This window comes from Labrys sedimenti, assembly GCF_034424805.1.
Taxonomy (GTDB): domain Bacteria; phylum Pseudomonadota; class Alphaproteobacteria; order Rhizobiales; family Labraceae; genus Labrys; species Labrys sedimenti.
Window position 1 is genome coordinate 177345 of sequence record NZ_JAXOUF010000010.1, and the last position, 24318, is coordinate 201662.

25 protein-coding genes and 1 riboswitch are annotated in these 24318 nt (G+C 65.2%); of the genes, 9 read left to right on the top strand and 16 right to left on the bottom strand.

Annotated features, from left to right (window positions below; translation table 11 throughout):
• Window positions 1-26: 26 nt before the first annotated feature.
• Together betB and betI are read right to left on the bottom strand one after the other, a co-directional pair.
• Window positions 27-1490, bottom strand: a complete 1464-nt coding sequence (betB, locus tag U1R88_RS24505) for a betaine-aldehyde dehydrogenase (RefSeq protein ID WP_322433603.1) — start codon at window positions 1488-1490, stop codon at window positions 27-29.
• A gap of 151 nt (window positions 1491-1641) precedes the next feature.
• The gene (betI, locus tag U1R88_RS24510) at window positions 1642-2274 is read right to left on the bottom strand and encodes a choline-binding transcriptional repressor BetI (RefSeq protein ID WP_322433604.1); all 633 of its coding nucleotides are present in this window, start codon (window positions 2272-2274) and stop codon (window positions 1642-1644) included.
• Between the two features lie 293 nt (window positions 2275-2567).
• Here betI and U1R88_RS24515 point away from each other — a divergent pair, with 293 nt between their 5' ends.
• Window positions 2568-2780: a hypothetical protein gene (locus tag U1R88_RS24515; protein WP_322433605.1), complete on the top strand. Its 213-nt coding sequence runs from the start codon at window positions 2568-2570 to the stop codon at window positions 2778-2780.
• A gap of 131 nt (window positions 2781-2911) precedes the next feature.
• Here U1R88_RS24515 and U1R88_RS24520 read toward each other — a convergent pair whose 3' ends face one another.
• The 8 genes from U1R88_RS24520 to U1R88_RS24555 form a co-directional block, all read right to left on the bottom strand.
• The gene (locus tag U1R88_RS24520; RefSeq protein WP_311934623.1) at window positions 2912-3313 is read right to left on the bottom strand and encodes a F0F1 ATP synthase subunit epsilon; all 402 of its coding nucleotides are present in this window, start codon (window positions 3311-3313) and stop codon (window positions 2912-2914) included.
• Window positions 3314-3370: 57 nt separating this feature from the next.
• Window positions 3371-4801, bottom strand: a complete 1431-nt coding sequence (gene atpD, locus U1R88_RS24525; protein WP_068294763.1) for a F0F1 ATP synthase subunit beta — start codon at window positions 4799-4801, stop codon at window positions 3371-3373.
• A gap of 37 nt (window positions 4802-4838) precedes the next feature.
• Window positions 4839-5243: an organic hydroperoxide resistance protein gene (locus U1R88_RS24530; protein ID WP_068294760.1), complete on the bottom strand. Its 405-nt coding sequence runs from the start codon at window positions 5241-5243 to the stop codon at window positions 4839-4841.
• A gap of 39 nt (window positions 5244-5282) precedes the next feature.
• Window positions 5283-6158 carry a F0F1 ATP synthase subunit gamma gene (locus U1R88_RS24535; RefSeq protein WP_322433606.1) on the bottom strand — a complete coding sequence of 292 codons (876 nt, stop codon included), beginning with the start codon at window positions 6156-6158 and terminating at the stop codon, window positions 5283-5285.
• 29 nt (window positions 6159-6187) lie between these two features.
• Window positions 6188-7714 (bottom strand): F0F1 ATP synthase subunit alpha, encoded by a 1527-nt coding sequence (gene atpA, locus U1R88_RS24540; RefSeq protein WP_322433607.1) that lies wholly within the window; start codon window positions 7712-7714, stop codon window positions 6188-6190.
• On the bottom strand, window positions 7714-8274 hold the full coding sequence (locus tag U1R88_RS24545) for a F0F1 ATP synthase subunit delta (RefSeq protein WP_322433608.1): 561 nt from the start codon (window positions 8272-8274) through the stop codon (window positions 7714-7716). The genes atpA and U1R88_RS24545 overlap by 1 nt, the downstream gene beginning before the upstream one ends.
• 446 nt (window positions 8275-8720) lie before the next feature.
• Window positions 8721-8906: a 50S ribosomal protein L32 gene (gene rpmF / locus U1R88_RS24550; RefSeq protein WP_068294749.1), complete on the bottom strand. Its 186-nt coding sequence runs from the start codon at window positions 8904-8906 to the stop codon at window positions 8721-8723.
• 262 nt (window positions 8907-9168) lie between these two features.
• Window positions 9169-9900, bottom strand: a complete 732-nt coding sequence (locus U1R88_RS24555) for a transglycosylase domain-containing protein (RefSeq protein ID WP_322433609.1) — start codon at window positions 9898-9900, stop codon at window positions 9169-9171.
• Window positions 9901-10069: 169 nt separating this feature from the next.
• Between U1R88_RS24555 and U1R88_RS24560 the strand changes: the two genes are divergently transcribed.
• Entirely contained in the window at window positions 10070-10939 is an 870-nt protein-coding gene (locus tag U1R88_RS24560; protein WP_322433610.1) for a LysR family transcriptional regulator, read from the top strand.
• Window positions 10940-10945: 6 nt separating this feature from the next.
• Here the strand turns inward: U1R88_RS24560 and U1R88_RS24565 are convergent, their stop codons facing one another.
• Together U1R88_RS24565 and U1R88_RS24570 are read right to left on the bottom strand one after the other, a co-directional pair.
• A complete protein-coding gene (locus U1R88_RS24565; protein WP_322433611.1) occupies window positions 10946-11371 on the bottom strand; it encodes a cupin domain-containing protein in 426 nt (141 codons plus the stop codon).
• Window positions 11372-11483: 112 nt separating this feature from the next.
• A complete protein-coding gene (locus U1R88_RS24570) occupies window positions 11484-12368 on the bottom strand; it encodes a LysR substrate-binding domain-containing protein (protein ID WP_322433612.1) in 885 nt (294 codons plus the stop codon).
• 114 nt (window positions 12369-12482) lie between these two features.
• On the opposite strand from U1R88_RS24570, the gene U1R88_RS24575 reads away from it, so the two are divergent.
• Window positions 12483-13361, top strand: coding sequence for a DMT family transporter (locus U1R88_RS24575; RefSeq protein WP_322433613.1), 879 nt, complete (start codon window positions 12483-12485; stop codon window positions 13359-13361).
• 9 nt (window positions 13362-13370) lie between these two features.
• Here the strand turns inward: U1R88_RS24575 and U1R88_RS24580 are convergent, their stop codons facing one another.
• Window positions 13371-14258, bottom strand: coding sequence for a LysR family transcriptional regulator (locus U1R88_RS24580; protein WP_322433614.1), 888 nt, complete (start codon window positions 14256-14258; stop codon window positions 13371-13373).
• 100 nt (window positions 14259-14358) lie between these two features.
• Here U1R88_RS24580 and U1R88_RS24585 point away from each other — a divergent pair, with 100 nt between their 5' ends.
• Entirely contained in the window at window positions 14359-15426 is a 1068-nt protein-coding gene (locus U1R88_RS24585) for a YeiH family protein (RefSeq protein WP_322433615.1), read from the top strand.
• On the opposite strand, the gene U1R88_RS24590 is transcribed toward U1R88_RS24585, so the two are convergent.
• Together U1R88_RS24590 and U1R88_RS24595 are read right to left on the bottom strand one after the other, a co-directional pair.
• Window positions 15413-16420, bottom strand: a complete 1008-nt coding sequence (locus U1R88_RS24590) for a pyridoxamine 5'-phosphate oxidase family protein (protein WP_322433616.1) — start codon at window positions 16418-16420, stop codon at window positions 15413-15415. The two genes, U1R88_RS24585 and U1R88_RS24590, sit on opposite strands and share 14 nt — an antisense overlap.
• 135 nt (window positions 16421-16555) lie before the next feature.
• On the bottom strand, window positions 16556-17167 hold the full coding sequence (locus U1R88_RS24595) for a glutathione S-transferase family protein (protein ID WP_322433617.1): 612 nt from the start codon (window positions 17165-17167) through the stop codon (window positions 16556-16558).
• A gap of 124 nt (window positions 17168-17291) precedes the next feature.
• Between U1R88_RS24595 and U1R88_RS24600 the strand changes: the two genes are divergently transcribed.
• The 3 genes from U1R88_RS24600 to crcB all read left to right on the top strand — a co-directional run bounded on the left by U1R88_RS24600 (window position 17292) and on the right by crcB (window position 20820).
• Window positions 17292-18215, top strand: coding sequence for a LysR family transcriptional regulator (locus U1R88_RS24600; RefSeq protein WP_322433618.1), 924 nt, complete (start codon window positions 17292-17294; stop codon window positions 18213-18215).
• A 93-nt stretch (window positions 18216-18308) separates the two neighbouring features.
• The gene (locus tag U1R88_RS24605) at window positions 18309-19898 is read left to right on the top strand and encodes an ABC-F family ATP-binding cassette domain-containing protein (protein ID WP_322433619.1); all 1590 of its coding nucleotides are present in this window, start codon (window positions 18309-18311) and stop codon (window positions 19896-19898) included.
• Window positions 19899-19927: 29 nt separating this feature from the next.
• A riboswitch (Fluoride riboswitch) is annotated at window positions 19928-19987 on the top strand.
• A 395-nt stretch (window positions 19988-20382) separates the two neighbouring features.
• Complete coding sequence (gene crcB, locus U1R88_RS24610) at window positions 20383-20820, top strand: fluoride efflux transporter CrcB (protein ID WP_322433620.1); 438 nt, start codon at window positions 20383-20385, stop codon at window positions 20818-20820.
• A 33-nt stretch (window positions 20821-20853) separates the two neighbouring features.
• Here the strand turns inward: crcB and U1R88_RS24615 are convergent, their stop codons facing one another.
• Window positions 20854-22026 (bottom strand): ROK family transcriptional regulator, encoded by a 1173-nt coding sequence (locus tag U1R88_RS24615; protein WP_322433621.1) that lies wholly within the window; start codon window positions 22024-22026, stop codon window positions 20854-20856.
• A gap of 358 nt (window positions 22027-22384) precedes the next feature.
• On the opposite strand from U1R88_RS24615, the gene U1R88_RS24620 reads away from it, so the two are divergent.
• Both U1R88_RS24620 and U1R88_RS24625 read left to right on the top strand, forming a co-directional pair.
• The gene (locus U1R88_RS24620; protein ID WP_322433622.1) at window positions 22385-23461 is read left to right on the top strand and encodes a Gfo/Idh/MocA family protein; all 1077 of its coding nucleotides are present in this window, start codon (window positions 22385-22387) and stop codon (window positions 23459-23461) included.
• Window positions 23461-24294 carry a sugar phosphate isomerase/epimerase family protein gene (locus U1R88_RS24625; RefSeq protein WP_322433623.1) on the top strand — a complete coding sequence of 278 codons (834 nt, stop codon included), beginning with the start codon at window positions 23461-23463 and terminating at the stop codon, window positions 24292-24294. Before U1R88_RS24620 ends, U1R88_RS24625 begins: the two co-directional genes overlap by 1 nt.
• The last annotated feature ends 24 nt before the right edge of the window (window positions 24295-24318 follow it).

Consider the following 24318-nt stretch of genomic DNA (forward strand, 5'->3'; position numbering starts at 1 on the left):
CGCTGTGACGTCCGCGTTCCCAGAGCTCAGTACGGCGCGTCGATGTCGCCCAGGGCGACGTAGACGCTCTTGATCTGGGTGTAGTGCTCCACCGCCGCGCGCGAATTCTCGCGTCCGAGGCCGGAGAGCTTCACCCCGCCGAAGGGCAGCTCGATCGGCGTGACGTTGTACTGGTTGATCCAGCAGGTGCCGGCCTCGAGATTGGCGATGACGCGATGACCGCGGGAAAGGTCGTTGGTGAACACGCCGGCCGCCAGGCCATATTCGGTGTCATTGGCGCGGGCGACCACCTCTTCCTCGTCGTCGAAGCTCAGCACGGTCATTACCGGGCCGAAGATCTCCTCGCGCACGATGGCCATGTCGTCCTGGCAACCGTCGAAGATGGTGGGGGCGACGAAGGCCCCCTTGGCGAGCGCACCGGTGGTGACGCGATGGCCTCCGGTGAGCAGCTTCGCCCCTTCTGCCTTGCCCTTCTCGACATAGGACATCACCTTTTCCAGATGCTCCTGGCTGACGAGCGCGCCGACATGGGTGCTGGGATCGAGGGGATCGCCGATCACCATCTTCTCCACGCGAGCCTTGAGTTTGGCGAGGAAGGCGTCCTTCACCGATTTGTGCACGAAAACGCGCGTGCCGTTCGAGCAGACCTCGCCGGCCGAATAGAAATTGCCGAGCAGGGCGCCGGAGACGGCATTGTCGAGCTTGGCGTCCTCGAACACGATCAGGGGCGACTTGCCGCCGAGTTCGAGCGTGACGTGCTTCAGCGTCTTGGCGGCGTTGGCCATGATGATACGGCCTGTGCCGGCCTCGCCCGTCAGCGAAATCTTCTTGATGGCGGGATGGGCGACCAGCGCCTTGCCGACACGGGCATCGCCCTGCACCACGTTGAAGACGCCATCCGGCAGACCGGCTTCCTTGAAGGCCTCGGCGAGGTAGGGCGCGGTCAAGGGCGTCACCTCGGAGGGCTTGAAGATCATGGCATTGCCGCAGGCGAGCGCCGGGGCGGATTTCCAGCAAGCGATCTGGATCGGGTAGTTCCAGGCACCGATGCCGGCGACGACGCCGAGCGGCTCGCGGCGGGTGTAGCCAAAGGCAGACGGGCCGAGATCGACATGCTCGCCGGTGAGGGTGGCGGCGATGCCGGCGAAATATTCCAGGCAGTCCGCACCCGACAGCACGTCGACGGCGATGGTTTCCTGGATCGGCTTGCCGGTATCGCGGGTCTCGATCTCGGCCAGTGCCGCATTCTTCTCGCGCAGGATATCCGCCGTGCGCTTGAGGATGCGGCCGCGCTCGGCGCCCGTCATGCGCGACCACACCTTGAAGCCGGCCTTGGCCGCCTCGATCGCCCGCTCGATGTCTGCTTCACCGGCCTGCTCGACCTCGGCGATGGTCTCGCCGGTGGCCGGATCGATCGAGGCGAAGGTCTCGCCCGAGGTGGCGTCGACGAAGGCGCCGCCGATATGGTTCTTCACAACGCCGTAGCGCATTCTTCAAACTCCCCGCCTGGAAGGGCCGCCGCTTTATCGGGGCCGTTTTCCGTTTTTCGATAAGAACTCAACTTCCAAATGCGAGCCGGTGCCCTGGTGTCCGGCAAAGGCCCCAGCGCCAGATGTCAGCGCCGGGCTTCAACGCAAGATTTCAACGACTGAGGCCGAGCAGCATGAACTGGCTGTCGACGAAGCCGGTCGCCACGCTCCTGGCCATGCGGCCATCCGGATCATTGGCAAGGGTGGCGCGCAGCCAAAGCCCGTCGATCATCGCGGCGATGGTCTCGGCCAGCGCCCGCGCCGGCTCCGGCCGCAGAACCGGCAGCAGCGCATGGGCGAGATTGCCCGCGATGCGGCGATGATAGGCTCGCTGTACCCGGGCAAAGCGCGGCGAATGCGGCACCTGTCCCCAGAAAGCCAGCCAGACCGTGCCGATGCGCCGTTCGAACTGGCTGACGCCGAGCATGGTCTCGATCACCGCCTGGACACGGGCCCGCGGCGTGGTGGCGTCGCGCAGGCGGGCTGCGGCCCCCCGCGACAACTGCCGGGCGAGATGACGCAGGGTCGCTTCCAGGAGCCCGTCCTTGTCCCCGAAATAGAAGGAGACCAGGCCGGTGGAGACGTCGGCACGCCGGGCAATCTCAGCAATCGTCGTGGCATTGAAGCCGACTTCGCCGATCGCCTCGATGGTCGCCTCGATCAGCTGGCGACGCCGCACATCGCCGGCGTCGACGCGACGCAGACGGATCGGACGTTGATTGGACGAGGTGAGCTGAGCGGCCATGGCCAATACAATATTTTGAACGTTCAATCAGTCAAGAGCCGATCGCCATGCCGACGCCGATTCTTGGCGGCGATCGGAACTGGAGACCGGCGTCGATCCCCTTTCCATTTTCCTGCGAAGGCGGCATGCTGGCGTGCGACGAGCCCAAGCGTTCGCGATTTGCGGAATCACCAAAAATCGCCAAGGCGCTCTAGCCAATCCGGTGGATTGGCCTGAAAACAAGGAGCTGGAGCACATAAGCGCTCAGTCATGAGCGCGCTTTGCCCCAGGAATCAGACGGGAGGAACAACCGGATGCGCGACAAGTCGACCGAAGGCCAACTCGTACCAGGGCTTAATGTCATCGAGACGACGGAAACGGATAATGTCCTGCGCTGGGATGGCCATATGGTCTATGTCGAGCACAAGGTCTTCCATAACGGGCAGGTGGTCCACGAGCGCTACAAGCGCCGCGTCACGACTGAAGTCGCCAAGGCCCTGCTGACCACGATCCAGCTGAACGGCTGAGCGAAGCGCGAATGTCGTCGCACCATGCCGGGCATGGTGCGATCTTCGCTTTGCTGCGATCGTGGCTTTCCGCCTCGCAAAAACAAAAAGCGCGCCGAAGCGCGCTTTTCAGAACGAAAGGATGAGCGAACTCAGCTCAGGGCCTTCTGCAATTCCTTGATCTGGCCGAGCTTGAGATCGGCCAGGGCCTTGGCGGCATCGTCAACGGCGGCCTGGACCGCAGCCTCGGCGGCCGCGATTTCCTGGCTCAGCTTGTCGGGGGTCATTTCCTCGATCGGAACGGCCTGCTCGGCCAGGATGGTGAGGCCCTGCGGATTGACGTCCGCGAAGCCACCCCGCACGAACAGGTGACGGGACGAGCCGCCGGCGGTTTCCTTGACCACGATGATGCCGGGCCGGATGGTCGACATCACCGGAGCGTGCTGGGACAGCACCTCGAAATCGCCTTCGCTGCCCGGCACGACGACGGATTCGACAGGGCCGGAGAACAGCAGCTTCTCAGGCGTGACGAGTTCGAATTGGAAGCTGGCCATCGATGCGGTCCTTGATTTCCAGAAGGGAGGCGCCTGGCGGCGCCCCCGTTAGCGGTGTTACGCAGCCTCGGCGGCGAGGCGCTTGCCCTTCTCGACGGCCTGCTCGATGGTGCCGACCATGTAGAAGGCGGCTTCCGGCAGGTAATCGTACTGGCCTTCCACGATGCCCTTGAAGCCCTTGACGGTGTCCTCGATCGGAACCTGCACGCCGTCCGAGCCGGTGAAGACCTTGGCGACGTCGAAGGGCTGCGACAGGAAGCGCTCGACCTTGCGGGCGCGGGCCACGGTCAGCTTGTCCTCTTCGGACAGTTCGTCCATGCCGAGAATGGCGATGATGTCCTGGAGAGACTTGTAGCGCTGCAGGATCTGCTGCACCGAACGGGCCACCGCGTAATGCTCCTCGCCAACCACGGCCGGGGAGAGCATGCGCGAGGTGGAGTCAAGCGGGTCGACCGCCGGATAGATGCCCTTTTCAGCGATCGAACGCGACAGCACGGTCGTGGCGTCAAGATGGGCGAAGGAGGTGGCGGGCGCCGGGTCGGTCAAGTCGTCGGCCGGCACGTAGATGGCCTGCACCGAGGTGATCGAGCCCTTGGTCGTGGTGGTGATGCGCTCCTGCAGCGCGCCCATGTCGGTGGCGAGCGTCGGCTGGTAGCCCACGGCCGAAGGAATACGGCCGAGAAGCGCCGACACTTCAGAACCCGCCTGGGTGAAGCGGAAGATGTTGTCGACGAAGAACAGCACGTCCTGGCCCTGGTCGCGGAAGTTCTCGGCGACGGTCAGGCCGGTCAGGGCGACGCGGGCACGGGCGCCCGGCGGTTCGTTCATCTGGCCGAACACCAGGGCGCACTTGGACTGGATGCCCTTGGGGTTGTGCGGATCGTCGTTCACGCCGGCTTCGATGAACTCGTGATAGAGGTCGTTGCCTTCGCGGGTGCGCTCGCCGACGCCGGCGAACACCGAGAAGCCGCCATGGGTCTTGGCGATGTTGTTGATCAGTTCCTGAATGAGCACGGTCTTGCCGACGCCGGCGCCGCCGAACAGGCCGATCTTGCCGCCCTTGGCGTAGGGAGCAAGGAGGTCGACGACCTTGATGCCGGTGACCAGGATCTGGGCTTCGGTCGACTGCTCGGCGAAGGTGGGCGCCGCAGCGTGGATCGGGCGAACGCCGTCGCCATTGACCGGGCCGGCCTCGTCGATCGGCTCGCCGATCACGTTCATGATGCGGCCGAGCGTGGCATTGCCGACGGGCACCGCGATCGGGGTGCCGGTGTCGGTGACTTCCTGGCCGCGGACCAGACCTTCGGACACGTCCATGGCGATGCAGCGCACGGTGGACTCGCCCAGATGCTGGGCGACTTCCAGCACGAGGCGCTGGCCGTTGTTGGTGGTCTCAAGCGCGTTCAGAATCTCGGGCAGATGCTCGTCGAACTGGACGTCGACGACGGCGCCGATGACCTGCACAACGCGTCCGGTCTTGTTGGCCATGGGGTTCTCCAAAAGTCTCTTCTATACTTGAAACGGGTCAGACGACGGTCAACGTAACCGGGACGTTGTTACGGGTCGCGCGGGAATAGGGGCAGATCTGGTGGGCGTCTTCGACCAGCGCCTTGACGGCGGCGGGATCGGCACCGGGAACATGCACCTTCAGCTCCACCGCGAGGGCGAAGCTGACATCGTCCTTGCTGAGGGTGACCTGGCAGGTGATCTTGGCGGTGTTGCCGTCGATGCCATGCTTGCGGCCGAGGGCCACGATCGCCTGGCCGTAGCAGGCCGAATAGCCCAATGCGAAGAGCTGCTCGGGGTTGTGGCCTTCGCCATTGCCGCCCAGCTCCTTGGGGAACGCCATGGCGAGCGCCAGCCCGCCATTGTCGAGAATCGCGCGGCCTTCACGGCCACCCTTGGTCGAGGCAGAAGTCGTATAAGACATCACGAATCTCCTTGTTCCCGTTTACCGATCGTTACCGCCTCAGAGTGCTTCCGCACCCGAGATGATTTCGATCAGTTCCTTGGTGATCATCGCCTGGCGCGTGCGGTTGTAGGTGATCGTCTGCTTCTTGATCATCTCGCCGGCATTGCGGGTGGCGTTGTCCATGGCGCTCATCTGCGCCCCGTAGAAGGAGGCGTTGTTCTCGAGCAGCGCACGCAGCACCTGCACCGAGATGTTGCGCGGCAGGAGATCGGCGAGGATGGCGCCTTCGTCCGGCTCATAGTCATAGGCGACCTTCTGCGCACCTTCCTGGACAGCCGGTACTTCGGCCGGGATCAGGCGCTTGGCGGTCGGAATCTGAGAAATCACCGACTTGAAGGTCGAATAATAGAGCGTGCAGACGTCGAAGGCGCCCTCGGCATAGAGCTTGCGGATCTTGGCACCGACCTGGTCGGCATGCTCGAAGCCGAGCTGGCGAACGGAGCGGAAGTCGACCAGCTCGATGATGTGCTTCTCGAACTGGCGCTTGAGCACGTCAAAGCCCTTGCGGCCGACGCAGAGGATCTTGACCGTCTTGCCCTGGCCGAGCAGCGCCGTCGCCTGTTCGCGAGCGAGACGGGCGATCGAGGTGTTGAAGGCACCGCACAGGCCGCGCTCGCCGGTGCAGACCACCAGGAGATGGGTCTGATCCTTGCCATTGCCCGCCAGCAGCGGCGGGGCCTGGCGCGGATCGGCGATCGAGCCGGCCAGATTGGCCAGCACGGCGTCGATGCGCTCGGCATAGGGACGCGCCGCCTCGGCCGCCGTCTGGGCGCGGCGCAACTTGGCGGCCGCGACCATCTGCATGGCCTTGGTGATCTTCTGCGTCGCCTTCACCGAGGCAATGCGGTTTCTAAGGTCCTTAAGCGATGCCATCGCTTCGCCTTCCTATCAGTGCTTGCGGATCAGGCGAAGGTCTTGGCGAACGCCTCGACCTGGTCCTTGAGCTTGGCGGCAACGTCGTCGCTGAGGTCGCCGGAGGAACGGATCGCCTCGAGGATCGAGCCCTCGGCGCGCAGCTTGGCGAGCAGGCCGGTTTCGAAGGGCTTCACCTTGCTGACCTCGATCTTGTCGAGATAGCCGTTGACGCCGGCATAGATCACCACGACCTGCTCTTCCATCTTCAGCGGCGAGAACTGGCCCTGCTTCAGGAGCTCGGTCAGGCGGGCGCCGCGGGCGAGCAGGCGCTGGGTGGTGGCGTCGAGGTCGGAACCGAACTGGGCGAAGGCGGCCATTTCGCGATACTGGGCGAGCTCGCCCTTGATCTTGCCGGCAACCTTCTTCATCGCCTTGGTCTGGGCCGAGGAGCCGACGCGCGACACCGACAGACCCACGTTCACGGCAGGGCGGATGCCCTGGTAGAACAGGTCGGTCTCGAGGAAGATCTGGCCGTCGGTGATCGAGATCACGTTGGTCGGAATGTAGGCCGACACGTCGTTCGCCTGGGTTTCGATGACCGGCAGGGCGGTCAGCGATCCCAAACCGGCGTCCTTGCCCATCTTGGCGGCGCGCTCGAGCAGGCGGGAGTGGAGATAGAACACGTCGCCCGGATAGGCTTCGCGGCCCGGGGGACGGCGCAGCAGCAGCGACATCTGGCGATAGGCGACGGCCTGCTTGGAAAGGTCGTCATAGATGATCACGGCATGCATGCCGTTGTCGCGGAAATATTCGCCCATGGCGCAGCCGGCGAAGGGCGCCAGGAACTGCATCGGGGCCGGGTCGGAGGCGGTCGCGGCGACGATGATCGAGTAGTCGAGCGCACCGTTCTCTTCCAGCACCTTCACGAACTGGGCGACGGTGGAGCGCTTCTGGCCGACGGCGACGTAGACGCAATAGAGCTTCTTGGTCTCGTCGTCGCCCTGGTTGAGCGGCTTCTGGTTGAGGATGGTGTCGAGCGCCACGGCGGTCTTGCCGGTCTGGCGGTCGCCGATGATCAGCTCGCGCTGGCCGCGGCCGATCGGGATCAGGGCGTCGATGGCCTTCAGGCCCGTCGCCATCGGCTCGTTCACCGACTTGCGCGGGATGATGCCGGGAGCCTTGACGTCCACGCGGGCGCGGGTGTCGGCCTGGATCGGGCCCTTGCCGTCGATCGGGTTGCCGAGGGCGTCGACGACGCGGCCGAGCAGGCCCTTGCCGACGGGCACGTCCACGATGGCGCGGGTGCGCTTGACGGTGTCGCCTTCCTTGATCTCGCGGTCGGAACCGAACAGCACGATACCGACATTGTCGGTTTCGAGGTTCAGCGCCATGCCACGCACGCCGCCGGGGAACTCGACCATTTCACCGGCCTGGACGTTGTCGAGGCCATAGACGCGGGCAATACCGTCACCGACGGAGAGAACCTGACCGACTTCGGAGACTTCGGCTTCCTGGCCGAAATTCTTGATCTGGTCCTTCAGAATGGCGGAAATTTCTGCGGCGCGGATGTCCATCAGCCGACCTCTTTCATGGCGATCTTGATCGATTGGAGTTTGGTCTTGAGCGAGGCGTCGATCATACGGCTGCCGATCTTGACGATCAGACCGCCGATCAGGCTCGGGTCGACCTTGACGTTGAGGGTAACATCCTTGCCGGTCGCGCTCTTGAGCGAGTCCTTGAGGACATTGAGATTGTCGTCGGAAAGCGGCTGGGCCGCCGTGACTTCGGCGCTCGCCTGTCCGCGTGCCTTGGCGACCAGCGCGGTGAAGGCGGAGATCATGTCGCCAACCGCGAAGAGGCGGCGGTTATGGGCGGCAAGCTTGATGAAATTGGCGGCAATACCACCGATACCGGCGCGCTCGAGCACGGCCGTCACGGCTTTGGTCTGCTCTTCGGAGGAAAAGACGGGGCTGCGGACGAGGCGCTTGAGATCGGCGCTTTCCTCGACGAGGCCATTGAAACGGCCGAGATCGGCAGCAACGGAATCGATGGCGTTCTGCTCACTGGCGAGCTCGAACAAGGCATTGGCATAGCGGCTGGCCATGCCGGATACGATCGGTTCTTCCCCTGCCACCGCGTGTCTCTCTGCTGAAACCACTTCGGGAGAACAGCAGTCCAGCCGGGTTTCCCCGCACCCGACCGCCCAACCCCTTGGCGGATATGTTGAATTTCCTCATGGTTGCAGGAAGGACAAGGTCCCGCCCCCGCAACACGAGCGCTCACCTAACACACAGGCTTGGCCGACGCAACATGAGGGAAACACCGAAAACGCGGCGAAAAAACCTCAATCCACCGGCAGAACCCGCCCCGTTTGTCACGGTTCTCGAATGAGAGCGGCGAGGACGCCTTCCGCCATCCCGGATCGGAGGTCGGATTCGGCCACACGCTTGCGCGTTACGTCCCGTGTTTCAGTGCAAGAAAAGTTCCGGGCCCCGCCCCGGCGCCCGTACTCAAGACAAACAAAAGGGCCGGCAATCAGCCGGCCCGGACGAGATGCCGCGCGGAGAACCGCGCCGGCTCTCAGGCGTCGGACTTCTGGGTCAGGATCTGGCGGCCGCGATACATGCCGGTCTTCAGATCGACATGGTGCGGACGGCGCAGCTCGCCCGAATCCTTGTCCTCGACATAGGTCGGGGCCTTGAGGGCATCAGCGGAACGGCGGAAGCCGCGCTTCATGCGGGAGGTTTTTCGCTTCGGAACAGCCATTGGGGTATCTTCTTCGTGGCGTGCGGATGCCGTGACAGTCACGACAGGCCGATGACAAAATCGATTGAAGGCGCAGCCTATACAGGAAGAGAACTCAGGAAGAAAGAGGCTGGAGCGAGATTCTTTCGCGCGGGAAACGCCGCGCCTGGGACCGCGGACGTCTCGTCCGCCTCTTGGAAGCATAGTGCATGCCGGAAGGAAGAGCGGACGAGACGTCCGCGGTCCCAGGCGTGGCATTCCCCCTCCCCCGAATCTCCATAGCCTATCTCACACAGTCGAAATAGCCGGACGAGTTGCGGGCACGATTGACGATCAAGCCGGCCAGGTTGCGCAGGCGCCGCGTCGGCGAGCCGGCACTGCGCCGGATCGGATTGGGCAGCACCACGGCGAGTTGAGCCGCCTCGCGGGCATTGAGCCTGGAGGCCGGCTTCTTGAAATAATGCTGGGCAGCGGCTTCGATGCCGTAGATGCCATCGCCCCATTCGGCCACGTTGAGATAGACCTCCAGCACGCGCTTCTTCGACCAGACCAGATCGGTCCACACTGCCAGCGGTACCTCGAGCGGCTTGCGGGCAAAGGTCGGCAGCGGCCATAGATAGAGGTTCTTCACGGTCTGCATGGCGATGGTGGAGGCGCCACGCGAAGGGCCCTTTTCACCGCCGCGCTCCAGGACATCGGCGATCGCACCGAAATCGACGCCCCAATGGCGGCAGAACTGGCCGTCCTCGGAGGCCATCACCGAAAAGCGGGCGACCGGCGCGATATTCTCGATCGGCGTCCAGCGCCTGTCGACGGCCTGGCCGGTGAGATAGCGCCCCAGCATGGGCAGCGATATCGGCGGCACCACCGTATAGACGATGGTGAGCACCACCGGCAGGGCAGCGAGCCCGATCGCAACCATGACGAGGCGCCGCCATAGCGTGCGCGAGCTTCTCCTGACGGCCATTGCAACCCCAAGTTTCGGCCTGTCTTCGGGCGCTGCCGCGTCAGCCATCACCCCTGCCCGATCCCTCGTTTCACGCTTCGTCATAGCGCAAAGCGCCAGCCCGCGCATCCGGCTCGTAAGAAAGGGTGACAACGACGCATGCAACCGGCGCCTGCGCTAGGCAAGAAGGCTGGCAACCCTCATATTAGGAGAACTGCTTCGCCAGGCTCCATCGATCATGCATCCTAATATCACCTTCACCCAGCTGCGCTGTTTCGTCGCCGCGGCCGAAACCGGCGGTTTCACCGCCGCCGCCCAGCGCATCCACCTCACCCAATCGGCCGTGAGCCAGGCGATCGCCGGGCTGGAGGATGCCCTCGGCGCCAAGCTGCTGACCCGCACGCGTGTCGGTGTGAAGCTCACCGATCTCGGCGAAGCCGCCCTGGTCGAGGCGCAGGCCCTGCTGGCGGGAGCCCAGCGCCTGGCCGCCGTCACCAAGGCCAGCGACAAGCTTTCCGGTACGACGCTGCGCATTGGCTCGGTGCAGAGCGCGGCAGCCAAACTGCTGCCGGGCTGGCTCAAGCCGTTCCGGGCGCTCTATCCGCAAGCCGGCATCACCCTGCATCTGGGCACCGACGAGGAAGTGAACGATTGGGTGCTTGCCGACGCCGTCGATATCGGCATCAGCGGAGAACCCCATCCCGAACTCGACAATACCATCGTCGCCAACGACGATTTCGTGCTGATTCTGCCCGGCGGCCATCCCCTGGCCAAGAACGCTTCGATCGGCCTGGAGGCGATCGATGGCGAGCGCGCCATCTTTTCGGGCGGAGGCGGCAACCGCCAGCTCGACGACGCGCTGGCGGCGGCCCGCAGCAAGCCGAACGTGCTGTTCCTGGTGCGTGACAATGCCACCATCTTCGGCATGGTGCGCGAGGGCATCGGCCTCACCGTCATGCCCGACCTCACCCTACCGGACGACACCAGCGGCCTCGCGGTCCGCCGGCTGACGCCGCCGCTGCGCCGCGACCTGCATGCCTCCGTTCGCAAGCAGGGCATCAGTCCCGCCGGCCAGGCCTTCCTGGAGCTGCTGCCGATCGGCAAGTAGCGTGCTTCAGTTCAGGGGAGCAGGCACCAGGCCGTATCGCCGCATGATCGCGCCCATCTGGGCGAGATCGGGCGTGTCGGCCGCCAGCAGTGCCGCCACTTCGCGAAAGTAGTCGATGCCGAGCACGCCGGGCGTCAGCACGACGAGGCAGGTCGCCGGCACCGGCCCGTCATTGCGGAAGGCATGGACAGTGCCGCGCGGGATGAAGAGCGTCTCTCCCACACTCAATCCAACTTCGCCGTCTCCGATTCGGAAGGTCATCTCGCCTTCGAGGCCATAGACCGTTTCATCCCAGCTTTCGTGATAGTGCGCGACCGGCATGCGGGCATGCGGTTGAACGACCATCTCGAACATATCGAGGCTGCCCCGTGTGTCCGCCTTGCTGTGCAGGAAGCGCAGTTCCAGGCCCTTGATGCTGATGATTTCCGGCATGATGCGATCCCCGGTCGACAGTTCCGAGACAGAGATGAGCGGTCGTTCCCTATGAGCTTGCGCTCCAATCGCCTCCCCGACAAGGGCGGACTTTGCCTTCCGGCGCAGCTTCTCAGGCGGCCTCGGCCGCGGTCTCCAGCAGCCAGGCCAGGAAGAGCTCCGCGCCCCGGCGGATGGGCGGGCGGGCGCGCACCCAGTAATTGCCGAGCAGCAGCCCGTCCTGCGGGCCGACGACGGCCAGCAGGCCGTTGCGCAACTCCCTCTCGATCAGGCGCGGCGAAGCCAGCGTCATGCCGAGGCCCGCGCTCGCCGCTTCCCAGGCCGCATCGTCGATCTCGAAGCGATTGGCCATGCGCACCTCGCGCCATTCGACGCCATTGACCTCTGCCCAGCGGCGCCAGTCCCAGTCGTCCTGCGTCGCCGAGATCAGGGCTCCCGAAGCAGCCAGTTCGGCGGCACCGGCATCGCGATAGCGGGCGGCCACATCGGGTGCGGCCACCACAATGCAGACATCGTCGAACAGCACTGCTCCTCCCTGGACGGGATTTTCCGCGCGCGAATAGCCGATGACGAGATCGATATCGTCATGATCAGCCATGGCCGAGACCGGTGTCTCCAGGCGGACACGGATGGAAGGATGAGCCTGGCGGAAGCGTCCGAGGCGCGGAATCAGCCAGCGCAAGGCCAGCGACACCGAGGCGCGCACGAGAACCTCGTTGGCGTCGCGCTGCAACGCCGAGGCTGCCGCGGCGATGATGTCGAGCGCCGGTGCGGTCGCCGCCGCAAAACGGGCGCCCTCCGCCGTCAGCTCGATGGCATTGTTGGAGCGGGCGAGCAGGCGTACGCCGAGCCCTTCCTCCAGATGGCGCACCTGGTGGCTGACGGCGCTGGCCGTCACGCCCAGTTCCTCGCCCGCCGCCTTCAGGCTGCCGAGGCGAGCCGCCGCTTCGAAGACGCGCACGGCGTTGAGGGACGGAAGACGACGAGGCGCCTGCATCGATTTTCCTCATGCAGCAATCAAAGAACGCGTTTGTTTGCAGGGATGAAATCTGTGACCTCATCAAGCATGACGATTGCAGCAAAATCAACGCCGCTGGCCGGGGCGCCTGGCATGAGTGCCAACGCCAAGGGTGCCCTCTGGCTCCTGATCGGCACCGCTTTGTTCACCCTGATCTTCGCCTCGGGCCGTTTTGCCGGCCCCTTGCTCGCGATCCCTCAGATCCTGCTGCTGCGCTATGCCAGCGGCTTCGTCACCCTGCTCGTCGTGGCCAAGGCTGGCGGACATTCGCTCGTTAGCCTGCGCAGTCCGCGGCCGGGCCAGCATTTCCTGCGCGCCTGCTTCGGCTGTTTCGGCGGCCTGTCGGCCATCTATGCCGCCGCCCATATGCCGGTTGCCGCCGCCAGCGCCATCGGCTTGCTCGAAGGCATCTTCGTGGTGGCGCTTGCCGTGGTCATGCTGGGTGAGACCGTGGGCTGGCGCCATTGGCTGGCCGGCCTCACCTGCGGCCTCGGGGCGCTCGCGGTGGTGATCGGCCAGCACTCGGCCACCACGCCGTTCGGCGACGTCACCATCCCCGCGGCGATGGCGCTGCTCGGCGCCGTGCTGATGGCATTCGAGATCATCTATGTGAAACGGCTGACCAAGGGCGACACGCCGCTTTCCATGCTGGCCCATGTCAACCTGTTCAGCTTCCTCCTGATGCTGGTGCCGGCCTGGCTGAGCTGGAAGAGCGTCGGTCCCGGCCCGATCCTGGCCTGCCTGATGCTCGGGCCGGTGGCGATCCTCGCCCAATATTGCAATATCAGGGGCTATCGGCTCGCCGACATCGCCGTGGCCGGGCCCATCGGCTATAGCTGGATCGTGTTCGCCGCCCTGCTCGGCCTCCTCGCCTTCGGCGAGGTTCCCGACCTCAAGGCCGGGCTCGGCTGCCTCACCATCCTCGCCGGCGGCTATTGGCTGACCCGGCTCCCCGCGACCAGCGGCGGCTGAGAGACGATCTCACCCGCCGGTCTGGGTGATCACCATCTCCAGCATCTGAGAGGCTTTGGTGCGGTAACGCTCGCGGTGGCGCAGCATGCGGAAGGCGCGGGGCGGCATGTCGAAGGCGATTCGCACCAGCCTCCCCGCCTGCAAATCGGGCGCCGCCACCAATTCTGACATCACGGTCGCAAAAGGCCCCGAGCGCACCGCAGAACGCACGGCCTCGTTGGACGGCAGCACCAGGGCGATCTCGAGGGCGGCCGGATCGACGTCCCGTCCCCGCAACGCCTCCTCGAAGACGGAGCGGGTGCCCGATCCTTCCTCACGCATGATCCAGCGCGCAGTGGCGATGTCATAGGGCCGCACCGTGCGCCCGTCGGCCCAGGGATGGCCCGGCGCCACCACCACGATCAGGCGGTCATGCGCCACCGTCTGCACCGACAGGGCCGGCTCGTCGATGGCGCCCTCGATGAAGCCGATCTCGGCCGCCCCTTCCAGCACGGCCTGGGTGACGCTGAGGGTATTGCCGATCTCCAGCCTGAGATCGACATGCGGATGGACGTCGTGATAGCGCGCCAGGAAGGGCGCTACCCAATAGCTCGCAATGGTCTGGCTGGCATGCACCACCAGCGAGCCCCGCGCCCCGCTGCCGAGTTCGGACAGAGCCAGTTCCGCCGCCTTGGCCGAAGCGAGCGTCGCCCGCGCCGTCGGCAGGAATTCCCGCCCGCCCGGCGTCATCTCGATGCGGCGGCCGACGCGATGGAACAAAGCCGCGCCATAACGATCCTCCAGCACGCGGATGGCCGAACTGACGGCCGACGGGGTCAAATGAAGCACGGCCGCAGCCTGTGTCAGGTGTTCACGCTCGGCCACCGCCACGAAAATTCTGAGCTGCTCCAAGGTCATCACAAAACCATTCGATTGGATCGAATGATTTCTACACTATTTTGAAATGGATTGAACAGAGTCAATAAGGCAGAAGAAACCTGTAAATTGCAGGTGGATCATGAGCAGCAAACTCGGCAGCCGGTTGAGCGATATGACGGGACTTCGCGGGATTCTTCCCGGTGCAGGCCTGTGCATCATCGTCACCGCCCTCGCCATGGCCGCCGAGCTCATCGAGACCACGTTGTTCGGCAAGGCCTGGCTGGAGGCTCTCGTCCTCGCCATCCTGATCGGCGCCCTGATCCGCACCTTCGCCCAGCCGCATGCCCGCTTCGATCGCGGCATCACCTTCGGCGCCAAGACCCTGCTCGAGGTGGCGGTCGTCCTGCTCGGCGCCTCCGTCAGCGCTGCCGCCATCGCCGATGCCGGGTTCGGCCTGATGGCGGGCATTGCCGGCGTGGTGATGGTGTCGATCATGCTGAGCTTCGGCATCGGCCGCGCCTTCGGCCTGCCGCACAACATGGCCCTGCTGGTCGCCTGCGGCAATTCGATCTGCGGCAACTCGGCCATCGCGGCGACGGCGCCGGTGATCGGTGCCAACGGCAAGGACGTCGCCGCTTCGATCGCCTTTACTGCCGTCCTCGGCGTGGTCGCCGTGATCGGGCTGCCGCTGCTGGTGCCCGCGCTCGACCTCACCCCGGGCCAATATGGCGTCCTCGCCGGACTGACCGTCTATGCCGTGCCGCAGGTTCTCGCCGCCACCGCGCCCGTCGCCGCCCTCAGCGTGCAGATCGGCACCCTCGTTAAGCTCGCCCGCGTGCTGATGCTCGGCCCTGTCATCGTGGTCCTGGCCCTCGTCAGCGATATCCGGCGCAAGGCGGATGCCTCGGCGGCAGGTACGCCCACCCAGGCACACCCCCGCCTCAGCCAGATCGTGCCCTGGTTCATCATCGGCTTCCTGGTGATGATGGCGTTGCGCTCCTTCGGCCTCCTGCCGCAAGCCTCGCTCCAGCCGATCGCCTCGGCAGCCAATACGCTCACCATCATCTCGATGGCTGCGCTCGGCCTCACCGTCGACATCCGTGCCGTCGCCAAGGCCGGGCCGCGGGTGACCTCGACGGTGATTCTGTCTTTGCTCGCCCTTGGCGTGATCAGCTACGCGCTGATCGTCCTGCTCAAGGTTGCCTGAAGACCGTTTCCAGCAAGGCACGCGCCTCCTCCCAATTCCCCGTCGCCAGGGAATGGGGCGAGACACCGTCCGCGGGCGAGTGCCAGCGCAGCGGCAGGGCGCCCGGCCTCAATAGAACCTGCTTCGGCCGAAACCGCAGCAATTGCTCGGCGCCCTCGAAGGCGGCGATCTCCGGCCCCTCCAGGATCACCTCGCCGTCCCCCGAGAGCTGGAGCAGGTCTCCCGTCTCGAAATCGACGAAGGTGAAGCCGCAGCGCGGATCGGCCAGGATATTGCCCAGCGTGTTGAAGAAGAGATTGCCGGCAAAATCCGGTATCAGCAGGCTGCCGTCGTCCTGCACCGCCACGAAGCCCGGCCTGCCGCCGCGATGAGAGACGTCGACCTGGCGGCGGCCGTCCGCGCGCGTCACCGAAGAGGCGATGAAGAGCGTCTCGGCGCCGGCGATCAGCACCGCCGCGGGTCCTTCTATGCGATCGAAGCGCCGGACCGGCAGCGTGGAAGTCGCGGCCGGATCGCGTGCGAAGCCGAAGTCGCGCAGGCGGATATAGCGCGGGCAATTGCCGAAGCTCTCGCCAACCTCGACGTCGAAGGCATCGGCCCCCGTGCGCCGTACCGTGCCATTGAGCCGGTTGCGCCGCCTCGTATGCAGTTCGATGCCGAGCAGGCCGATCGCGGCGCCGTCCTCCAGGCCTGAGGCCAAGGGGTCGGCGGGATCCGCTCCAGCCGCGACATGCAGCGTGTGGGGCTCGGGAGAATGGAGGAATCCTGGCAGGCCGGCCAGGATCGTCGCCCACATCTTTCCGGCATGATCGGCTGCACCGACGACGATGAAGGGAAGCAGCGGGTAGAAGTCGCGATGCTGCTCGATCAGATGGTCGCGCAACACCCGCCGCCCGACCATATCCATGCGCTCGGCAGCACCGGCCCGGCGCTGCAGGGCGAGCTCACCCTCATGCCACGGCGAATCCGTGGCGACAGGCACATTGCCATCCATGACATTTGCCTTCCGGAAGCAATAAAATGAAATCGAGCCGAGATGCCCCTGGGATCGCCAGCATCCTGCTGGCTCCAGGACACACCATGCTCCGAAGAAAAAGAGCTGGCAGGATGCTGGCCGTCCCGGGGACGATCAGGCCGCCAGCCCGATTGCGGTCTTCTGGAACGGCACGAAGCCTGGCAAAGCCTCGACCCGCCGCAGCCAGGCGCCGATCTGCGGATAGGGCGTCAGATCGACATTCCCCTCCGGGGCCGAAGCGATGTAGCTGTAGAGCGCCACATCAGCCGCGGTCGGTCGATCGAGAACGATCCAATCGTGTCCGATCAATTCCTCATCGATCAGTTTAAGGATGGCGTGCGCCGCCGCCAATGTTTGTTCGACATCGTATTTGGCCCCGAACACCGTGATCAGGCGCGCCGCGGCGGGGCCCATGCGGAGCTGCCCCGCTGCGACCGAAAACCAGCGCTGAACGGCCGCTGCAGCAGCCGGATCGGTCGGCAGCCAGTTCTCCAGCCCGAGCTTGCGGGCGACATAGACGATGATGGCGAGCGAATCCGACACGATCACGCCGCCATCGTCGAGGACCGGTACCTGCCCCAGCGTGTTGAGCTTGAGGAAATCCGGCGTCTTGTGCTCGCCGGCCTTCAGGTCGACGCCGACCAGTTCATGTGGCACGCCCACCAGCGACAGAAACAAGTGGGCACGATGGGAGTGTCCCGACAGGGGATAGTGATAGAGCTTCATAGCTGACCTCCTCGCCGATACCGGCGCTATCGGAGCACCTTGATCATTTCGATGTGGATAGAGAATATCGATTGATTGGAAGGCATCATTCCAGATATCGAAACAATCGGAAATTGGAGGCGTCATGGATCGCTGGCAGGCCATGCGGGTGTTCGTGAAGGTGGCCGAGAGCGGCGGCTTCGCCGAGGCCGCCCGGCGCCTGTTCATGAGCCCACCCGCCGTCACGCGGGCCATCGCCTTCCTCGAGGAGACCATCGGTGCGCAATTGCTGGTCCGCACCACCCGTTCGCTCAAGCTCACGGAGACCGGGGAGCGCTACCTGCATGACTGCCAGCGCATCCTGGCCGATCTCGCCGATGCCGAAGCCGCCGCCGCCGGTTCCTACACCACCCCGACGGGCACGCTGATCGTCACAGCGCCCGTGATGTTCGGCCAGCTCCATATCCTGCCAGTGGTGATGGACTATCTCGGCCGGCATCCGGTCGTCAGCGCGCAGACCCTGTTTCTCGACCGCATCACCAATCTGGTAGAGGAGGGCATGGACGTTGCCATCCGCATCAGCCATTTGCCGGATTCGGAGCTGACGGCGATCCGCGTCGGCAGCATGCGGCGGGTGATCTGCGCCTCGCCCGCCTATCTCGCCGAGCATGGCGAGCCGCGCAGCCCCGCCGCGCTTGCCGGTCACAGCGTCATCGCCAGGATCGGCGCCTGGCCGCGGCTGGAATGGCGCTTCGGCCGCGACGAGAAGATCAATGTCGGCATCCAGCCAAGGCTGATGTGCAATCTCAACGAATCGGGGATCTCAGCCGCCATCTCAGGCTGGGGGTTGGTGCGTGTCTTCGCCTATCAGGTCGACACGGCCCTGCGCGAAGGCACACTCCGCACCGTGCTGACCGAGTTCGAGGAAGAACCGGTGCCTGTTCATATCGTCCACGCCGGCGGCCGCGCGCCCTCCGCCAAGGTGCGCTCCTTCGTCGATTTCGCCGTCGAGCGGCTGCGGGCGAACCCGATCTTCGGAGATCTTGCACGAGCCCGACCATCCTCCTAGATAGGAGGTATCGCCAATTCAGTGAGTGTGAAGCAATGGATCTGAACCTGAACGCAACGCCGCTTTGCCTTGTGTCAGGGATAAACCATTCTCATGCCTGCTTCGATCACGCTCTCCAATCTCTCCTGGTCCACGCCTGACGGCCATGCGCTGTTCTCCGGGCTCGACCTGAGCTTCGGCTCCGAACGGTCCGGCCTCGTCGGCCGCAACGGCGTCGGCAAGACGACTTTGCTCAAACTGATAGCAGGGGATCTCCAGCCCCGTTCCGGTGGTGTTATCGTCCATGGCAGCCTGGGACGCCTGCGCCAGGCCGTCCAGGTCGGGCCGGACGAGACCGTCGCCGATCTGTTCGGCGTGACCGATGGCCTGGCCTTGCTCGCCCGAGCAGAATCGGGCCAGGCCAGCGCCGAAGAACTCGCCATGGCCGACTGGACACTGGAAACCCGCCTCGCGGCGGCCTTCGCCCGACTCGGCCTTCCCATCGAACCCGGCACCGTCCTGACGACGTTGTCGGGCGGACAGCGCACCCGCATCGGCCTGGAGGCGCTGGTCTTCGCCGAGCCGGACTTCCTGCTGCTGGACGAGCCAACCAACAATCTCGACCGGAACGGCCGAAAAGCCGTCATCGATCTCATCGCCGGCTGGCGCGGCGGGGCGCTGGTGGTCAGCCACGACCGCGAACTGCTGGAGGCCATGGACGCCATCGTGGAACTGAACTCGCTCGGCGCCTGCGTCTATGGCGGCAATTGGAGCCGGTACCGGGCGCGCAAGGCCCTGGAACTGGCGGCCGCCCGCCACGATTTGGGCGAGGCCGAGAAGCGGCTCGACGAAGCCGAGCGAAAAGCCCAGATCGCGGCGGAACGCAAGGCGCGCAAGGACAGTGCGGGCCGCAAGGCCCGGGCCAAGGGCGATGCGCCCCTGCTGCTCCTCGACGCCAAGAAGGAGCGCAGCGAAAAGAGCGGAGGTGCCGGCGCTCGCCTGGCCGAACGCCAGCAGTCGCAGGCGACAGAGGCCCTCTCCAAGGCGCGCGAGCGCCTCGAGATCCTGCAACCCTTGTCGGTGAGGCTCGCGCCCACGGGCCTGCCCCCCGACAGGATTGTCCTGCGCCTCGATGCGCTGCAGTTCGGCTACGAGACGGGACAGCCAATCCTGAACGGCCTCTCCTTCACGCTCGCCGGGCCGGAGCGCGTCGCCGTCGTCGGGCCGAACGGCAGCGGCAAGACGACATTGCTCGACCTGATTACCGGCCGCCTCCGGCCACAGGCAGGCCAGGTGCAGGTCCTTCCCGGTTTTGCCCTGCTCGACCAGAAGGTAAGTCTGCTCGACCCGCAGGAGACGATCCGCGACAATTTCAAGCGGCTCAATCCGCAATCGGACGAGAATGCCTGCCGTTCCGCGCTGGCCCGTTTCATGTTCCGGGCAGACGCGGCTCTCCAGAAGGCCGGCAGCCTCAGCGGCGGGCAGATGCTGCGGGCCGGCCTCGCCTGCGTCCTGGGCGGAGAGCGGCCGCCGCAATTGCTGATCCTGGACGAGCCGACCAATCATCTCGACATCGATGCGATCGAGGCGGTGGAAGCAGGCTTGCGTGCCTATGATGGCGCCCTGCTGGTGGTCAGCCACGACGAGAGCTTCCTTGATGCCATCGGCATCTCGCACAGGCTGGAGTTGCCGCCAACGGCTTGACCCCACCGGGACCCGGGCCGTATTGTGGGGCATCGATAGGGGATGGAGTCCCCCCAAACCGCCGCAAGGCTGATGACTCCTACCAGGTGCTTCGCGCCGGTAGGAGGTTGTCCCCGTCTCCCGCTTTCGTCGAAGTGCCGCTGCAATCTCTCTGGAGGTATGCCATGCACCCTTCGCGACCGGGACGGCCGATATCCTTTCTCCTGCTTCGTATCTGGCTCATACTGGCCCTTCTCGGCCTGATCGGACTTGCCATCGCCTGGCGTCTGGGGCTGATTCCGCCATGAATCAGGCATTGCCGGGATTTCAGATTGGCGGTGGCCCAAAGCTAATGCCGTTCACTCGAGCGCCTTCGCGTTTGCACTACCCTTGTAGTGTTTCCTTGCTAGGTGATCCGCATTGGGCCTAAGCCCCGGCTATCCTCATCGGACCAGCCTCTTGCCGCCGAAACCTTCATCTCTCTCACCGAATTTTCGGAGCATCCATGTCACCCGTGCTCGCCAACACCATCATGATCGCCATCGGCGGCGCCATCGGCTCCGTGGGACGTTATTGGATCGGCTTGTGGATGGCGCCCTATAGTGAAAATCTGCCCTGGGCGACCATCCTCATCAACATCGCCGGCTCCTTCGCCATCACCTTCTTCGGCGCGCTGACCATCGCCAATGGCCGGGCGCCCCTGCCGGATCTGTGGCGGCTGTTCTTCATGGTCGGCATCTGCGGCGGTTTCACCACCTTCTCGTCCTTCAGCCTGCAGACCTTCGAACTCCTGCACATGAACATGCCCCTGCGCGCCCTGATCAATGTCGGTGTGTCCGTGGTGCTCTGCGTCGCCGCCTCGGCGCTCGGCTTCTATGGCGCGACGGCGATCAACGGCACGCAGCAGGTGGCACAGGTGCAGGTCGACGAGGAAGCATCCTGACTTCGGATCCCCAGCCAGGTGCCGCACCTGGCATCAGCCGCCGATCTCGATGTTGGAGACGTCGAAATCCTGATGATGGGCGATGGTGGCGGCACCGATGGCGCATTCCATCTCGCCCAGGGTCGACAAGCGGATCTGTGGCCTGGTCATCCCCGGTACGATGCCGGCGCCGACCGCCTGCGACAGCCTGTCGAGCCGGGCGGCGAGCACCGGGCGCATGGCGCCGCCGAGCACGATCGTGCTGGGGTTGAAGATGTTGGTCAGCGATGTCAGCCCGATGATGAGATGGTCCGCGAGTTCGTCGATGGCCGCGCCGGCGTTGCGATCCCCGGCATGGGCGGCGGCCGCCACCATCGCCGGCAAGGCGGAAAGAGAATCGACGCCGAAGCCCTGCCCCGGCCGATAGAAGCGATCGAGTGCGGCAATGTTGACGAAGGTCTCCAGGCAGCCCTCCTGCCCGCAGGAGCAGCGCGGGCCCCTCTCGCGGATGCGGATATGGCCGAACTCGTTGCCCGTGCCGCCCGCGCCGCGGACGAGGCGCCCGTTGACGATGGCCGCCCCGCCGCAGCCGGCCCCGAGCTTGAGATAGACGATGGCGTCTGCCTGCAGCCCGGGCTGGGTATAAACCTCGCCAAAGGCGGCGGCATGGGCGTTGTTCTCGACAAAGACAGGCGCGCTGAGCGCCTGCTCCGCCAGGGCCTTCAGGTTGAGATCCTTCCAGCCCAGCATGGGCAGGTGCACGACATAGCCGTCCGAGCGCACCAGGCCAGGCACGGTGATGCCGATCGAGCGCAAGGGCTGCGCCAGGCCGCGGGCATAGGTCGCGATGGCATCGACCGCCGCCTCCGGGCCAACCGGATGAGCCAGGCGGGCCGTGCGGCTGTCGACCACCCCGAGCGCCAGGTCGATCAGGGCAAAACGCACCACGCCGACGCCGATCTCGGCCCCGAGAAAGTAGCCGCCGCTCGGATTGAGGGTGATGTCGACACCGGGCCGGCCGACATCCCGGCGCGCATTGTCCTCGCGAGAGGTGCGCCGCTCGACCAGGAGAGAGCTGGCCGTGAGATTCTCGACCAGGTTGGTGATGGTGGCGGGGGTCAGGCCGAGACGCCGGGCGAGTTCGGCCCGGGGCATCGCCCCTTGCAGGCGCAACTGGGTGAGAATACGCCGCTCGTTCACATAACGCGCGAAGGTCTGGTCAGCCATGATCTCACTCTACCCGAATCTCGACGGCGCTTCGCGATTTGGTGGTACCATCACGAATCACGAAGAGGCCTTAGCCACCCTTGTCATGCCTGGGCTTGACCCGGGCATCCAGCAGCCCGTGCTTCGATGTCTCGAAGGGCAGGCTGGATTGCCGGGTCAAGCCCGGCAATGACAAAGGTTGAGCCAATTCGCTTCACCTATTCTCCAGAGACTCCCATGGCCTTGTTTGCAAGCGCCTTTGCGCTTCGAGGCAATTTTGTCCCATCATATGCGACCTGGGGTACCGAAAGGAGCAAAAGCCTTGCACTTCATATTTGTTTAGATAATAAATAAATTATAGAAAACACAGGAAGCCCTGATGCCGAAGAAGGAAGAGCGCCGCCTCAAGGTCGGCGTGCTGGGCTGCGGCCCGATCGCGCAGGCCGCTCATTTCGAGAGCTGCACCAAGGCGCGCAATGCCGACCTCTACGCCATCTGCGACGTCGCACCCGACCTGCTGGAGCGCATGGCCTGGACCCACCAGCCCGAGAAGACCTTTTCGGACTATGGCGCCATGCTGGCAGATCCCGAACTCGATGCGGTGATCGTGGCGACCTCGGACGCCTTCCACGTGCCGGCCTCGATCGCCGCGCTGGAAGCGGGCAAGCATGTGCTCAGCGAAAAGCCTGTCGGCGTCGGCGTCGAGGAAGTGGAAACCTTGCGCACCGCCGTGGCTGCTAGCGGCAAGGTGTTGCAGGTCGGCCATATGAAGCGCTTCGATGCCGGGCTGGAAGCGGCCAAGGCCTTCATCGACACGGAAATGGGCGAGATGCTCGCCCTCAAGGCCTGGTATTGCGATTCGACCCATCGCTACCCAATGACGGATGCCGTCCAGCCCCTAATGGTCACCAGCAAGCAGGCCCGCAAGCCAGCCGGCGATCCCAAGGCCGACCTCCAGCGCTATTACATGCTTGCCCATGGCAGCCATCTCGTCGACACCGCGCGCTATTTCGGCGGCGAGATCGTCGAGGTCGAGGCGCGCTTTTCCGAGCGCTTCGGCGCACGCTGCTGGTTCGTCGACATCGCCTTCGCCAATGGCACGCTCGGCCATCTCGACCTCACCGTAGCCGTGCGCATGGATTGGCACGAGGGCTTCCAGATCTATGGCGAGCATGGCAGCGTGCTCGGCAAGACCTATAACCCCTGGTACTACAAGAGCAGCGACGTCGACATCTTCCGCGAGAAGGACGGCGCCACCACCCGCGTGCTCGGTGCGGACGGCCATTTCTACCGCCGGCAGCTGGAGGGCTTCGCCGACGTCATCCTCAAGGGCGCGCCGATGCGCGGTGCCGACATCGAGGACGGCGTCGCCTCTGTCAGGGCGATGATCGCCATCGCCCAATCCGTTCGCGAGGGCCGTGCCGTGCGGCTCGCCGACGTCAAGGGAGAGCTGTGATGCGGCTCGGCATCTTTGCCAAGACCTTCCCCGGCGACACGCCGGGAACGGTGATGGCCGCCGCCCGCGCGGCGGGCTACGGCGCCGTGCAATACAATATGGCCTGCTCGGGCCTGCCCCCCATGCCCCCGGCCATTCCGGACGGCGTCGCCGAGGCGGTCCATGCTGCTGCTCTCGGTCAGAAGCTCGATGTCGCAGCCGTCTCCGCCACCTACAACATGATCCATCCCGATCCGGCCCAGCGCTGGCGCGGCCACGACAGCCTTGAAATCATCGCCGGGGCGGCCCGCGGCATGGGAACGCGCCTGCTCACGCTATGTACCGGCACGCGCGATCCGGACGACCAGTGGCGCGGCCATCCCGACAACGCCACGCCGGAGGCCTGGCGCGATCTCGCCGCCAGTCTGGAAACGGCGCTCGATATCGCCGAGCGGCACGATGTCGATCTCGGCATCGAGCCGGAACTGGCCAATGTCATCGATTCGGCCGCCAAGGCCCGCGCCATCATCGACGAGATGGCGAGCCCCCGGCTGAAGATCATCCTCGACCCGGCCAATCTCTTCGAGGTTGCCTCCCTCGCCGAGCAGCAGCGCCTGGTCTCGGAAGCCATCGACCTCCTGGCCGACCGCATCGTCATGGCCCACGCCAAGGACAGGGACGCCGCCGGCGGCTTCACCACGGCCGGCAAGGGCGTGCTCGACTACGACCATTATCTCGCCGGCCTCGCCCGCATCGGCTTCGACGGCCCCCTGGTCACTCATGGCCTCGCCGCCGGGGAGGCGGCAGAGGTTGCCGCGTTTCTCGGCCGGAAGCTGGCGGAGGTGATCGCGTGATGAGGGGCGCTGAACCCCGCAGAA